The organism is Noviherbaspirillum pedocola (genome assembly GCF_016632335.1).
GTDB lineage: Bacteria > Pseudomonadota > Gammaproteobacteria > Burkholderiales > Burkholderiaceae_D > Noviherbaspirillum_A > Noviherbaspirillum_A pedocola.
In genome coordinates this window covers 610,100-623,322 of record NZ_JAEPBG010000001.1, presented here as the reverse complement: position 1 = coordinate 623,322, position 13,223 = coordinate 610,100, and the positions used below count along the sequence as shown (strand labels likewise).

Genomic DNA, 13,223 nt, shown 5'->3' with positions numbered 1-13,223 from the left:
GCCATGTGGCGCCGCGTTGCCATCATGACCCAGCTTGATCAGTTCCTCGCTCGCGCCGAATCGCTGCTGCAACGTATCGAAGCCATCCTGCCGCAAGCCGGCCCTGCCGCGCCCGACTGGGACGCCGGCCATGCTTTCCGCTGGCGCAAGACCAATGGCCGCGGCTGGCTGCAGTCGGTGCGGCACCTGTCATCGATCGCGCTGGCGGACCTGCAGCACATCGGCCCGCAAAAGGAGCAGATCGCGCAGAACACGCTGCAGTTCGTGCGCGGCCTGCCGGCCAACAATGTGCTCTTGACCGGGTCGCGCGGCACCGGCAAGTCTTCGCTGATCAAAGCTTGTTTGAATGAATATGCGAACGATGGCCTGCGCCTGATCGAGGTCGACAAGGCCGATCTCGCCGATTTGCCCGACATCGTCGATCTCGTCGCCGCGCGCCCCGAGCGCTTCGTGATCTTCTGCGACGATTTGTCCTTCGAGGAAGGCGAGGCTGGCTACAAGGCGCTGAAGGTGGCGCTGGACGGCAGCATTGCGGCGCAATCGGACAACGTGCTGATCTATGCCACTTCCAACCGGCGTCACCTGATGCCGGAACGTATGTCCGACAATTCAGGCTACAGCCATGACGACGACGGCGACCTGCATCCGGGCGAAACGGTGGAGGAAAAGATTTCGCTGTCCGAGCGCTTCGGCCTGTGGGTCACCTTCTACTCCTTCAAGCAATCCGATTACCTCGACATCGTCGCGCACTGGCTGCGCCATTTCGGCTGCAGCGATGAGCAGATCGAAGCTGCGCGCGCCGAAGCCTTGCGCTGGGCGCTGCAGCGCGGCTCGCGTTCCGGCCGCGTCGCCTGGCAATTCGCGCGCGACCATGCGGGCAAGATGCGGGCGGCGTGATGGCTGCGCCCATCGATGTCGCCGTCGGCATCCTGATGCGTGATGACGGCGATGTGCTGCTGGCGCAGCGTCCGGAGGGCAAGCCCTATGCCGGCTACTGGGAATTCCCGGGCGGCAAAGTCGAGGCGGAAGAATCGATACTCGATGCCTTGAAGCGCGAGTTCGTCGAGGAACTGGGCATCGCGGTGCTCAGTGCCGAAGCCTGGTGCTGCGTCGAGCATGTGTATCCGCATGCGCATGTGCGCCTGCATTTCTATATCAGCCGCGAATGGCGCGGCGAAGCGCAGAGCCTGGAAGGGCAGGCGTTTTCCTGGCAGGGCAGGGTGGCGGTGGAGCCGCTGCTGCCGGCGACGATACCGCTGATTGAATGGCTGGACCGAGTGAGGTATGGGCAGAAGTTGTAGGTCGGGCTGACGAAGCAAGCCCGATAGGGAGGTCTGCGGCGATCGAAGATCACGTTGGGCTTGTCAGCCCAACCTACGCGGCATCAATGCCTGTCGAGATCATCCTTGTCGCCGGGATTCGGCTCCGCCCCCGGTATCACATACTTCTCTTCAGCCCATGCGCCAAGATCAATCTGCTTGCAGCGCTCCGAGCAAAAGGGCCGGTATTTGTTGGCCTCGGTCCATTCCACTTTCTTGCCGCAGGTCGGGCAGTCGACGATTGCTACCATTCTTGTAACCGTTCTAGAAATTGCACAATGCCAGGTCGAAGGGCACGTCGTGGTCATACGGCCTGGGCTTCATGTCGCCGCCCTGCGTCGTGAAGCGCACCCATAGCATGTACTTGTTGGCGGAAATCTCGGGAATCGCGCCGATGCGCTCATCCAGCGTCAGCCGCAGCATCTGGTAGACCTTGCCCTGCAACATCTGCTGGAAGCTGCCGGCCTGGGCGATGATTTTCGTCGGCCGGCCGGTCTCGCGCAGCAGCTTCAGCACGAAGGCGATCGCCTCGAACAGCGGCTGCAGCGGCGCGAACCAGGCGAAGATGTCGGTGAGACGCTCCTCGCGGGTGCGATGCTGCCAGGCATAGTAGGACGGCAAATCGAATTCGCAGGCGCCGCCGGGAATGATGGTGCGGCCGCGTATGCTCATCAGCCATTCATTGTCGCGGATATGTTGACCGGTCTTGCCGGCGGTGGCCATCAGCGCGCTGCTGATGCGGTCGACTTCATCGAGCACCATGTTGAGCCGGTCGGCCTGCACATTGGGATTGGCCTTGAAGCCGAGCAGCGTCTGTTTCTGCCGTTCCAGTTCCTGTAGCAAATCCGATTTCAGATCGGCGCGCCCGGCGACTTCAAGCATTTCAAAGATCGTCGACAGGGCGACATGATGCTGCAACGGATCCGACTGCTCCGCGAAGAACACAAATTTCTCGTACAGGTCCTCCAGCCGCAGCAACGTGCGAATACGCTCGTTGAAAGGGTATTCGTAGACGATCAAGGTGACATCCCTTTAAAGCTTGGCCCTATGACTTGCACATGCGGGCTTCGATTGGCGAAACCGCATCATATTACAAACAAGGCAAATGTTTTTGCACCGCGGCGCGCTGCGGCTGCATCCTGCCTTGCTATGCCGCCTTCGCCGCTGCCGCATATTGCGCATGCAGCCTTTCCACCTGCGGCGTCAGCGCGGCGATGTCGGCATCGTTGACGATCACGTCATCCGCGGCGGCGAGGCGTTGCTCACGACTGGCCTGGGCTGCCATGATCGCCCGCACCTGGGGCTCAAGCATGCCGTTGCGGGCCATTACCCGTTCGATTTGCAGCGCTTCCGGGCAATCCACCACCAGTACGCGTGACACCCGAGCTTTCCAGCTACCGGATTCGACCAGCAGCGGCACCACAAAGATCCGGTACAAGCCTTGCGCTTCGTTGGCGGCGCGCTCGGTTTCGATGCGGATCAAGGGATGCAGGATGGCTTCAAGCCGCCGCTTCGCGCCCGGATCGGAAAAGACCTTGGCGCGCATGCGCTCGCGGTCGAGCGCGCCGGAAGGCGACAGGTACTCGGGGCCGAATTCCTCCGCGATCGCCGGCATGGCGCCGCCTTCGGGCGCGGTGAGCTGGTGCGCAATGCGGTCGGTATCGATCAGGGAAGCGCCAAGGGCGGCGAACATGTCCGCAACCAGGCTCTTGCCGCTACCGATGCCGCCGGTCAGGCCGATCGAGAATGGGGTGGCGATGATGAACTCCTCATGGCGTGTTCAGGGCATGTTCAGGGCATGTAGAGAGTGATCAGCGTGTCGCCCCAGACCAGGCTGATCAGTCCGGCCGCAGCCAGATAGGGGCCGAAGGGAATCGGATTGTCGCGGCCGCGGCGGGTGAACACGATCAGGCAGATGCCGACGATGGCGCCGACCACCGAGGACAGCAGGATGATGGGCAGCAGCATTTTCCATCCCATCCATGCGCCGAGCGCGGCCAGGAGCTTGAAGTCGCCGTAGCCCATGCCTTCCTTGCCGGTGGCCAGCTTGAAGGCCCAGTACACCAGCCACAGCACCAGGTAACCGGCAGCGGCGCCGATCACCGCGTCAGACAGCGTAGCGAAGGTGCCGTTCAGATTGACGAGCAGCCCGAGCCAGAGCAGCGGGAAAGTGAGGTCGTCCGGCAGCAGGCGGGTGTCGGCATCGATGAAGGTCAGCGTGATGAGCAGCCAGACGAACACCACCGCAGCCATGCCGGCGACGCCACTGCCAAAATGCCAGACCAGGCCGGCCGAGAGCAGGCCGGTCAGGGCTTCCACGAGCGGATAGCGCGCCGAGATCGGCGTCTTGCACACGCTGCATTTGCCCCGCAGCGCCAGCCAGGACACGACCGGTATGTTCTCCAGAGCGGTAATCTGGTGGCCGCAATGCGGGCAGGCCGAGCGCGGCAGCATCAGGTTGTAGCGATCGGTATGCGGCAGCGGCTTGCCGCTTTCCTCGGCCACGTAATTGTCGGACTCGCGCTGCATCATCTTCGGAATGCGGTGGATCACCACGTTGAGGAAACTGCCGACCACGAGACCAAGGATGCCGGCGACGATGCTGGGCAAGAGGCTTGCCGGCGCAGCGAACAGGAGCATGCCGTAAAACGAATCGTCGAGGATTGCCGCGTTGACCATGAATCTTCCGAGGGCGAGAGGAGGGGACAGGAGATGCTTCCGGGAATCGACGCATTGTACTGAAACTCGCGCGGCAAAACCGCTGTTCCTTTGCGTCTGTCGTCCATGTCGGCGAGATGACGACGGCATACTGCGGGGCTGCCAACGTGATGAAAACGGGAGTCAACATGCAAAAGCGCAAGCTCGGCCGCACCGGCCTGGAAATCGCGCCGCTGGTCTTCGGCGGCAACGTGTTCGGCTGGACCGCCGATGAAGCGACCTCGTTTGCGATGCTCGATCGTTTCGTTGACGCCGGCCTCGATGCCATCGACACCGCCGACGCCTATTCGCGCTGGGTGCCGGGGCACCAGGGCGGCGAATCGGAAACCATCATCGGCAAGTGGCTGGCCGCAAACCGCAGCCGGCGCGACCGCGTCACCCTCATCACCAAGGTCGGCGTCGATCTCGGGCCGGGCAAGAAGGGCTTGTCGGAGCAGCGCATCCTGGCAGCGGTGGAAGATTCGCTGCGGCGGATGCAGACCGACGTGATCGATCTGTACCTGTCGCATTATCCGGACGCGGAAACGCCGATCGAGGAAACGCTGGGCGCCTACGACAAGTTGCTGAAAGCGGGCAAGGTGCGCGCGATCGGCTGCTCGAATTACGATGTCCCCGGCCTGCGCGCTGCGCTCGATGCAGCGCAGACGAAGGGCCTGCCGCGCTACGATGTGCTGCAGCCGGAATACAACCTGATTGACCGCTCCAGTTTCGAGAACAATCTGCGCGAGCTGTGCATCAATGAGGAACTGGGCGTCATCACTTACTACAGCCTGGCGTCGGGCTTTTTGTCCGGCAAGTACCGCGGCGAGCAGGATCTGGGCAAAAGCGCGCGCGGCAGCCGCGTTGCGCAGTATCTGAATCCGCGCGGCATGCGCATCCTCGATGCCCTGGACAAGGTGGCACAGGCGCATGGCGCGAAGCCGGCCGAAGTGGCGTTGGCCTGGCTGATTGCGCAACGCGGCGTCACCGCGCCGATTGCCAGCGCAACGAGCGTCGAACAGCTTGAAAGCCTGATCCGCTCGGTGCAGCTGACGCTGACGTCGGAAGACCTGAACCTTCTCGATACGGCCAGCGCGCCGTAATGCGCAAACCCGATGCACTTGGGATAGATCCGTACGGAACTTCAACGCAAGCGGGTCTGTCCCAAAACCAATCTTAATTATCAGTCAACAGGAGAGGTCCATGAACAAGCTCACCATCGCTGTCGTTGCCACGATGTTCACCATCGGTGCGCATGCCCAGGATGCCAAGGAAGTCAAGGCACAGGGCAAGGTCGACCAGGCCACGATCAAGGCACAGGAAAAGGTAAACCGCGCGCAGCTGAAGGAAGCCGAAGCCAATGTGAAGGCCGATGCCAAGGCCGACAAGGCAAAGCTGAAGGCGCATCGCAAGGCCAACAAGGAAATCGCCGATGCGGCTTCGGATCTGTCGAAGGCGCAGACCAAGGCCGAAGCGTCGACCGCGCGCAGCAGCGACAAGTAATTCTTCTTTTCCAGGGCGCGCCCGGCCGGGCTGCGCCCCAGTTTCTTCCTTCCGAGTCTTCTCTTCCTACCTGAACAAGCGTTCACGCTGCGCAGAAGCGCGCGCGCATCGCTTCCATCATCCCGCGCGAGATCGCGTGTCCCTCGGCCGCTGCCTTGGCCAGCCACATCATTCCGAGATTCTCGTCCTTGAGCATGCCATTGCCTTCCAGATAGCAGCGTCCGAGCCAGTGCATCGCATCGGCGCTGCCGCCCTTGGCAGCCAGTTCCAGCCAGTACAGCGCGCTGCGCGGCTTGCCGTGTTGCAGAAACAGCAAGGCAAGCTCGCTCTGCGCGGCATTGTTGCCGGCGTCGGCCGCGGCGATGAGGGCGATGTCTTCCGGTGCAAGCGGAATGCAGGCATGCGGCCGGATCGAGGCGAAGTCGACCATGACCCGGCCGCTGCCCCCGCTTTCCATCGAGCGCGTCAGGGATCCATCCGCGACGCGGCGGCGGAAGGTGCTGTCGCTCCATTCAGTAAGAGTGATGGCGGAGGCAATGCTGATGAAGTTCACGGTGAGTCCGATGGAAAGAATGATCGTTGATCGAACAGTCTACCTGACTAAGACAGGGGGATGGCAAGTGACCCGGTTACACCTCCTCGGCACCGGCAGGGCGCACGATCGCCGCGTGCGTTCTTGATGCGCTGCATAGCCTGCGCGTGTGCTCATTCTGGCGACTGCAATTCATTGTCAGTGGCTGCTGACTAGGCCGAAGGGGTAGTCAGTAGTGGCGTGAACACCTGTTCCGGACATTCATGCATGAATAAAAAGCAATTTTTAGTTCAATTCGGGCACTACATTTCCCTGGCACAACAGTTGCTCTAGAGAATGCAGCGGTACCGAACTTAACAGGCTCACTCACCCGGAAGGAAGATCATGAAATACGCTCAAATCAAGCAAATGAAACAGCAAGCACAACAAGGCTTCACCCTGATCGAATTGATGATCGTTGTTGCGATCATCGGCATCCTGGCAGCTGTTGCGCTGCCGGCGTATCAGCAATACACGAAGAAGGCGAAGTTCAGTGAAGTCGTGCTGTCGACCTCCGCAGCAAAAGTCGCCGTTGAACTGTGCGCGCAAGACCAGAACAGCCTGACCGGTTGCACCGGCGGCAGCGCTGGCGTTCCGGCCGATATCTCGACCGCTTCCGGTAACGTGGCAAGCGTCGCCACCGCGGATGGCGTGATCACCGCTACGGCAGTTGGCGCCAGCGGCACCCCGGTCAATGGCCTGTCTGGCGAAACCTACATCCTGCAACCTGCACTTGCCGCCGGCAAAGTGAGCTGGAGCACCAAGTCGACCAGTACCTGTATCGCTGCAAACCTCTGCAAATAATCGCTTCCCGATTTCACAGCAAGCGCAGTACCAGGCACCTTCGGGTGCCTTTTTCATTTCTGGTTTCCGCTGGCAGATTCCGTGGGCAGCAACGGCTCCCGATGCGGATGCACTCCGGAGCCAGCGGCCGCATGGCACACCAATTCAATTCGCCGCTGGGCCATTCCTGTTTCGACACTCTTGTCCATGCATGGCGGCATCAGCGCACGGCCATTACCGCCTTGTCTCGCGGATGGCAGCGAAAGGGCCTCGGTGCGCACCGTGCAATACCTTCACGCAGGCCTATCCTGCTGCCTTTCCCGGTTTCATATCCTGAAGCATCGGGCTTGCATTCTTCTTTTTTTCCGATGAATCGATTTCACCTTCCGGGCGGTATGCATTCCGGAAGACGGAGCTGGAGTGTGAATACGCGCACCATGAGCACCCGTGCCTTGAGAAGCTGAAAGGGAATGCAGCGCAACACCCAGAGCTGATGCCGGCTTGGAAGTATCCAGCCATTCCGGAATGCACCCTGGCAGCTCCCTCCAAGGGATTGCCAAGTCAGGCCATGCCCTGATCAGCTGGTCGATGCGAGCACAGCCTCTGCGCTGTACGAAGCGATCCACCCGGGCAATTGCTGCGCCGGCATCGGCCGGGCGATTCCGTACCCCTGCGCGATATCGCAGCCGTGTTCCATCAGCCAATGCAGGTCGGCCGGCGTTTCCACGCCTTCGGCAACGACGCTCAGCCCCAGCGCATGGCTGAGCATGATGGTGGATAGCACGATGGCGCTATCCTTCGGCGACTCGGCAATGGCCGTGATGAAGCTGCGGTCCAGCTTGAGTTCATTGACCGGCAGACTTTTCAGATACGTGAGCGATGCCTGGCCGACGCCGTAGTCATCGATGGACAGCTTGATGCCCAGCGCCGCCAGTTCGGCAAGATGTTCCAGCGCCAGCGCGGGATCGTCCATCAGCGCGCTTTCCGTGATTTCCAGGCATAGCCTTTCGGCCGCAACGCCATGGCGCTTCAGCAATCCGGACACGCGGCCGCTCAAGCCGGCATCGAGCAGGTCCAGCGCCGAAAGGTTGGCGGAGACGGCGATATCCAGGCCCGCACCCTGCCACAGGGCGAGCTGTTGGATCACCGCATCGAGCAGCCAGGGCGTGATCTCGCGGATGAAGCCGGTCTGCTCCGCGAAGGGAATGAAGCGCGACGGCGCAATCATGCCGCGTTCCGGGTGATTCCACCGCAGCAGCGCTTCGGCCGCGACAATGCGTCCGCTGCGCAATGCCAGCTTGGGCTGATAGAACACGACAAACTCACCATTGGCCATCGCCTCGCGCATTTCGCCGATCAGCGATAGCTGTTCATGCGCGGGACCGGTCCCGATGTCGGCTGCAAACGCAATGCCGCAATGACGGCGCTTGGCCTCGGTCATCGCCAGTTCGGCGCGACGCAGCACCGTCCCGGCATCCGAACCATCCTGCGGATAGCGCGCAATACCGATGCTGCCGCCCATGTCCAGACGCTGGCCGTCCAGCGTGAGTGGGTCGATCAATGTCGCGAGGACCGCGCTTGCGAAGGTCCGTGCCGCATCGCTGTCGGCATGCCTGAGCAGGAAGGCAAACTGGTCGCCCCACAATCTTGCAAGCATGTCGTCCGGTGTGAGCAGTTGCGAAAGCCGAGCGCCGAGCGCATGCAGCAGGCGGTCGCCGATGGGATAGCCAAGCGCATTGTTGATCAGCGCAAAGCGGTGGATGTTCAATACCGCTATCGCTCCGGATGAGCCCGCAGGCAGCTGCGCGAACGCTTCTTCGAAGCTGGTGCGGTTGGCAAGCTCCGTCAGGTTGTCGACATAGGCCAGCCGGATGATGCGCTCTTCGCGGCTGGCGATTCCTTCGCGCATGTGTTCGAAACTCGCTGCGAGTTGGCCGATTTCATCCGGCGGCAGCGATGGCAGAGGCTGCGCGTAATCGCCCATTGCGACACGGCGTGCCGCTGTCGACAGCGCATTGAGCGGTTTGACGATTCTGCGCGCCAGCATGGCGCTTCCCAGCGCGAACACAAGGATGCCCGCGCCAACCACGATGAGCAGCGTGCCTTGCAGGAAGTCGAAAGGCGCCTGGACCTGCGCCACCGGCAGCTCCAGCACTGCCTCGATATCGCCGCCCAGCGGCACTTGCGCGATCTGATACAGGGCCCTACCGATTTGCTGCAGTTCGCTGCCGGAGCGCAAGGCCTGTTCCATGCCGGCAGTGCTGTTTTCGGGAGTCGAGGAAGCCAGCAATGCCGGCTGGCCGGCATCGTTGCGCACCACGTGCACGGCAAGCCCGGTGACTTCGGCGAGGTCCTGCGCCCAGCGGCTATCGACATGGAAACCCATGGCTACCCACGCGATGCGCTGCGGCGCCATGATGGGCACCACCACCACCTGGTAAAGCTGTCCATTGCGCATTTGCCGGAAGCCGGCGCTCTTGCCGGCCGACTCCGCAGCCGCAAGCAGGTCGGGAAAGGGGAAGGGCGCTCCGGTGGCGCTCTCGCGCTGGGTCGTGGCGAGCAGACTGCCTTCGGGGTTGGCAACCATCATGACTTGCGCATGAATGCGGTTGCCGTGATTGCGGATGACCGAGCGCATCGTGGGCTGATCCTGCGTGGCGATGGCTTCGCGAAACGCGAAATCGGCCGACAGCACGGTGGCCGCCGTCTCCAGCTGGCGCTGGTTCTGTTCGAGCAGCTTGCGAAACACCTTGGTGCCGACCGCTAGTTCGCGCCTGGCTTCGCTGCTCACGATTCCCTTGCTGCTGGTATGAACCAGGGCAAGGATCAGGCCCATGACCAGCACCAATAGGCCGACAAAGACCACGGCGATGCGGCGCTGAAGGGACGTCAATACCATGATCAATAGCGATCCGGGTCAGTCTCGGCCCGTGGTTTGCGCTCGCGTGGTTTCACATCAAGCTTCATCGTGATGCGCGCGGGAGAGGGGCCGATGTCCACCTCGCTCGGCGCTTGCCCGGCCTTTTGCTGCGGGTGCCACAGCTGTAGCCGATAGCGCCCGGCAGGGACATTGGCAATCGCCGCGCTGCCGTTGGGCGCCGTCCTGGCGAAGTACGGCGAGTCCACCACCAGGACATGGGCCTCCATCCAGTCATGGATATTGCAGCCGATGACGACCTCGCCGGGCTTGTCGAAGATGACCGGCTGGCCTGGCTTGCCCGCATACAGCTTGATCTCGAATCGCTTCGCCGCCGAAAACGAATAGGCGTGATGCTTGATGCTGTCGTTATTCGGAAATTCGACGGCGGTTCCGGTCTGCACCACGGTGACGTAGGGGATGAATTCGCTGCCGCGCTGCTCGATGGTCGCGGGCAGACGCGGCTTGTGCGCGGCTGGCGCAAGCGGATAAAGCACCACCGCCGCATCCGGCACGGGCTGGCCCTTCGGATCGAGCACCAGCGCATCGACCGTGGCGGCCTTGGCGCTCCCCGCCAGCACGAACAACAGCGCCATGCGCGCGGCGGTGCCGCGCATCATTGGTCGATCTGCAGCGCAGGGGCGATCTGCCAGATCTCGGTGCTGAGCTCGCCATCCCGGTAAGTGAGCACGTGCCAAACCTTCAGCGGCAGTGCGCCGCCATATTCGGCCCCGGACTGCAGCGATGTGCCCTTGGGGTTGGTGAAGGCGGATACCTTGCCAAAATGCGCCGGCCGCGGCTTGCCGGCATTGATCGCGATGAAGCGCTGCCATACGGAACGGATGGCATCCTTGCCCCGGTAGCGTCCGTCGAGTGGGCCGCCCACCCATTCCATGTAGGCGTCGTCGGTGTAATCCTGCATCAGCGCATCAAGGTTGCCCTCCGCGACGGCATCAAGGTGAGCGCGCGCCTTCGCTTCATCCAGTGCTCCAGCGATTGCGCCATGGCCCATGCAGTACGGCAGCACTGCCATGGCCATCATCAAGCTGTATTTCCCTATCTTTCCCATCATCGCGGCGCGTCCCTTGGTGTCCTTTTTGCGTAAAGCCTGCTGCGTGTCTGTGTTCGACCTGTGAATCGATTATCGGCACGAAATGTTAAATGATGATACATGGAAATAATTTAAGCGGGACATTGCGCGTGAAAAATACTGCGCAGGACGCGCCACCTCCCACTTCGTCGCAAACAGTGCCGGGGCTGGAGTCATCAAAGTTGCGCGAAGGGGTGTCATCGCCCCTACCTGCTCAATTGGCTTTGCCAAGCCTGCGCGCTTCCTTGTATGCCGCTTCTGCATCGGCAGTGGCATGCTGCGCCGCGAACAGGTCTCCCAGGCGCTGCCACTTCACCGGGTCGTCCGCACTGGCGAGCTTGGCGGAGCGAATGGTAGGTGTCGAGAACTCGAACGCCTGCTTGTACAGGTTGCGGGCGATGTCGGGCCGGTCAGTCGCCAGCGCGAGGTCACCGAGCAGTCCTATGAGCGTGTGATCGCTCGGCCCTTTCAGTGCCAGCGCCTTGCCGAGATCGGCGCTGGCCTCGTCGTATCTTCCGGCCTTGGTCAGAAGTGAAATACGCTGCACGAGAAATTGCGCCTTCTGCTTCTGAACCGGTTCGGCATCGAAAGCCGCGGTGGCTGCGGCAATCGCCTCGTCATTGCGGCCGAGCTTTGCCAAAGCCCTGGACCGCACATCATGGGCTGTTGCAAGCTGCCAGGGCTGCTGGGCGCGAGCAAGACCAAGATCAGCCTCTTTCAGACCCATTTCCGGACTCAGGCCATAGATGAGATGCCTTCCATAGTTGGTATGGCACATCGAACATGCAGGATTATCGGTAGACAGCCAATGCCACAACACCAGATCACTGGACCATAGCGGCAGGATCGCCCGAATGATGAAGACCGAAAGGATCATCCATACTGCGGCAACAAGTCCGGCCAGGGCAAAGCCGTTGCGATTGGCGTGCATGACAATCGCGCCGCCTATGGCCAGCGACAGGAAGAGGATGGGCACCATCGTAGCGCGGTCCGCTGTCAGGGTGTTTCCGAGCAGCATTGGGACGGCGGTGATGTGCAACACGGGCAGAAGGCTCACCAAAGCCGCGCCCAGACAAAGGATGGGCAAGCGCCACGCTTGACGTCGCGCGAGAAGGAGACCGAGCCCAATGATGAACGCCAGCAGGAACAAACCCAGCCACGCGGACATGTCGGACACCGGGATAGGCAGACTGGTGTAGTGCAGGGGCGCGATCCCGGAAAGCGGCATCAGCATGGTGCAGAGATAACCCCACAGCGCCGCGCCGATCAACAGCATGCGCTGCAGCGTCGTGCCAAGCTGCAGGAAGGCCATTTCCGGCTCGGACGTCAGGAAGTATCCAAGCGACGCATAGCGCACACAGGCATACGCGGCCAAGGCAAGCAGAAGCGCCGCATAAACTTGCAGCCGTTCACGCGTGAACAGATAGTGAATCCCGGTTTGCGTCGATCTCGCCGCATGGAGCAACACCAGAAGAATCGGCAGAGTGATTGCCATTTCCTTGCACAGCAGCGCCGCGAAGAAGCAAAGACCTACGATGAATGCACGTTGCGGCGCCGAACGCACCGCGCTGTCGGCGAGCAGTGCCAGCAGAATGAAGGTCGTAACAAGAAGATCGAAACGGCCGGCAATCCAGATGGTGCCTTCCGACATTGCCGGATGCAGCGCATAAACAATGCCGACTCCCGTTGCGACGATGCGGTTCAAACGCGCATCCTGCCCTTTGGGCCACATCCTTTCGGCAAGGAGAATCAACAGCGCGCTGTTGGCGCCGTGAATGAGGATGTTCAGCAGGTGGGAAAAGGAATCGGTGAGCCCGAAATACCCTTCGAGAATGAAGGAGAAAACAACCAGCGGGCGGAAATAGTTTTCCGAGAAGGGCAGGGGGTTGGCGAGGAAGCGCCACCACAATGCGGGTTCCTTGTAATGTCCGAATTCCCCAAGCAGCAACCAGTCGTCCCAGACTTTCCCGTAATTCAATATCGGCCAGTACACGGCCAGGACAATGACCAGGGGCAGGAGCAGCAACCCATACTGCATGCGGCGCGCTAACTGTGACAAGTGGACTCCTTCCAGACGCATTGGATGTGCAAAGGTGTTCAATGCGGATATATGAGAAAAAGAATGGCAATTTCAGGAGCGTCAAGGCCGCAGACTGCCAGCGATCCCTGTTCCTGAAGACTGCCCCGAAATATTCCTGATCACCAACACAAGCAGTGCCTGTCAGTGCTCAACAGGACGCGCCTATTCGCATCAGGCATCATCGCTTGCAGTGTGCTGGCTAGCGTCCATAGCGTGTCTACTGAGGCATCGATCCTTGCCTGGGACCGAAAGCGCAGCTTCAA

14 protein-coding genes are annotated in these 13,223 nt (G+C 61.4%); 5 read left to right on the top strand and 9 right to left on the bottom strand.

Translation table 11 applies throughout. The annotated features are described in order from the left end of the window. Positions 1-24: 24 nt before the first annotated feature. Positions 25-897, top strand: a complete 873-nt coding sequence (locus JJB74_RS02790; protein WP_200590280.1) for an ATP-binding protein — start codon at positions 25-27, stop codon at positions 895-897. Continuing rightward, positions 897-1,301, top strand: a complete 405-nt coding sequence (locus JJB74_RS02785; protein WP_200590279.1) for an NUDIX domain-containing protein — start codon at positions 897-899, stop codon at positions 1,299-1,301. Before JJB74_RS02790 ends, JJB74_RS02785 begins: the two co-directional genes overlap by 1 nt. A gap of 83 nt (positions 1,302-1,384) precedes the next feature. Here JJB74_RS02785 and yacG read toward each other — a convergent pair whose 3' ends face one another. The 4 genes from yacG to JJB74_RS02765 all read right to left on the bottom strand — a co-directional run bounded on the left by yacG (position 1,385) and on the right by JJB74_RS02765 (position 3,998). Further along, the gene (gene yacG / locus JJB74_RS02780) at positions 1,385-1,570 is read right to left on the bottom strand and encodes a DNA gyrase inhibitor YacG (protein WP_200590278.1); all 186 of its coding nucleotides are present in this window, start codon (positions 1,568-1,570) and stop codon (positions 1,385-1,387) included. A gap of 13 nt (positions 1,571-1,583) precedes the next feature. After that, positions 1,584-2,339, bottom strand: coding sequence for a cell division protein ZapD (gene zapD / locus JJB74_RS02775; protein ID WP_200590277.1), 756 nt, complete (start codon positions 2,337-2,339; stop codon positions 1,584-1,586). A gap of 127 nt (positions 2,340-2,466) precedes the next feature. Then, positions 2,467-3,081 (bottom strand): dephospho-CoA kinase, encoded by a 615-nt coding sequence (gene coaE, locus JJB74_RS02770; RefSeq protein ID WP_200590744.1) that lies wholly within the window; start codon positions 3,079-3,081, stop codon positions 2,467-2,469. Between the two features lie 29 nt (positions 3,082-3,110). Beyond that, entirely contained in the window at positions 3,111-3,998 is an 888-nt protein-coding gene (locus tag JJB74_RS02765; protein WP_407672255.1) for a prepilin peptidase, read from the bottom strand. Positions 3,999-4,165: 167 nt separating this feature from the next. Between JJB74_RS02765 and JJB74_RS02760 the strand changes: the two genes are divergently transcribed. Together JJB74_RS02760 and JJB74_RS02755 are read left to right on the top strand one after the other, a co-directional pair. Beyond that, entirely contained in the window at positions 4,166-5,119 is a 954-nt protein-coding gene (locus JJB74_RS02760) for an aldo/keto reductase (RefSeq protein ID WP_200590276.1), read from the top strand. Between the two features lie 100 nt (positions 5,120-5,219). Then, on the top strand, positions 5,220-5,519 hold the full coding sequence (locus tag JJB74_RS02755) for a hypothetical protein (RefSeq protein ID WP_200590275.1): 300 nt from the start codon (positions 5,220-5,222) through the stop codon (positions 5,517-5,519). An 82-nt stretch (positions 5,520-5,601) separates the two neighbouring features. Here the strand turns inward: JJB74_RS02755 and JJB74_RS33870 are convergent, their stop codons facing one another. Next, positions 5,602-6,072, bottom strand: coding sequence for a tetratricopeptide repeat protein (locus JJB74_RS33870; RefSeq protein WP_325170076.1), 471 nt, complete (start codon positions 6,070-6,072; stop codon positions 5,602-5,604). 363 nt (positions 6,073-6,435) lie between these two features. Here JJB74_RS33870 and JJB74_RS02745 point away from each other — a divergent pair, with 363 nt between their 5' ends. Next, positions 6,436-6,894, top strand: a complete 459-nt coding sequence (locus tag JJB74_RS02745) for a pilin (protein WP_325170075.1) — start codon at positions 6,436-6,438, stop codon at positions 6,892-6,894. Between the two features lie 556 nt (positions 6,895-7,450). Here the strand turns inward: JJB74_RS02745 and JJB74_RS02740 are convergent. The 4 genes from JJB74_RS02740 to JJB74_RS02725 all read right to left on the bottom strand — a co-directional run bounded on the left by JJB74_RS02740 (position 7,451) and on the right by JJB74_RS02725 (position 12,939). Next, on the bottom strand, positions 7,451-9,772 hold the full coding sequence (locus tag JJB74_RS02740) for a putative bifunctional diguanylate cyclase/phosphodiesterase (RefSeq protein ID WP_200590274.1): 2,322 nt from the start codon (positions 9,770-9,772) through the stop codon (positions 7,451-7,453). 2 nt (positions 9,773-9,774) lie between these two features. Then, entirely contained in the window at positions 9,775-10,410 is a 636-nt protein-coding gene (locus tag JJB74_RS02735; RefSeq protein ID WP_234483609.1) for a methylamine utilization protein, read from the bottom strand. Continuing rightward, complete coding sequence (locus JJB74_RS02730) at positions 10,407-10,832, bottom strand: nuclear transport factor 2 family protein (protein WP_200590273.1); 426 nt, start codon at positions 10,830-10,832, stop codon at positions 10,407-10,409. The genes JJB74_RS02735 and JJB74_RS02730 overlap by 4 nt, the downstream gene beginning before the upstream one ends. A 262-nt stretch (positions 10,833-11,094) precedes the next feature. Beyond that, positions 11,095-12,939, bottom strand: a complete 1,845-nt coding sequence (locus JJB74_RS02725; protein WP_234483596.1) for a tetratricopeptide repeat protein — start codon at positions 12,937-12,939, stop codon at positions 11,095-11,097. Between the last annotated feature and the right edge of the window lie 284 nt (positions 12,940-13,223).

Coding starts and splice junctions, on each gene's coding strand:
- JJB74_RS02790 (WP_200590280.1), top strand. CDS start 25: ATGACCCAGCTTGATCAGTTCCTCGCTCGCGCCGAATCGCTGCTGCAA.
- JJB74_RS02785 (WP_200590279.1), top strand. CDS start 897: ATGGCTGCGCCCATCGATGTCGCCGTCGGCATCCTGATGCGTGATGAC.
- yacG (WP_200590278.1), bottom strand. CDS start 1,570: ATGGTAGCAATCGTCGACTGCCCGACCTGCGGCAAGAAAGTGGAATGG.
- JJB74_RS02765 (WP_407672255.1), bottom strand. CDS start 3,998: ATGGTCAACGCGGCAATCCTCGACGATTCGTTTTACGGCATGCTCCTG.
- JJB74_RS02760 (WP_200590276.1), top strand. CDS start 4,166: ATGCAAAAGCGCAAGCTCGGCCGCACCGGCCTGGAAATCGCGCCGCTG.
- JJB74_RS02755 (WP_200590275.1), top strand. CDS start 5,220: ATGAACAAGCTCACCATCGCTGTCGTTGCCACGATGTTCACCATCGGT.
- JJB74_RS02745 (WP_325170075.1), top strand. CDS start 6,436: ATGAAATACGCTCAAATCAAGCAAATGAAACAGCAAGCACAACAAGGC.
- JJB74_RS02740 (WP_200590274.1), bottom strand. CDS start 9,772: ATGGTATTGACGTCCCTTCAGCGCCGCATCGCCGTGGTCTTTGTCGGC.
- JJB74_RS02735 (WP_234483609.1), bottom strand. CDS start 10,410: ATGATGCGCGGCACCGCCGCGCGCATGGCGCTGTTGTTCGTGCTGGCG.
- JJB74_RS02730 (WP_200590273.1), bottom strand. CDS start 10,832: ATGATGGCCATGGCAGTGCTGCCGTACTGCATGGGCCATGGCGCAATC.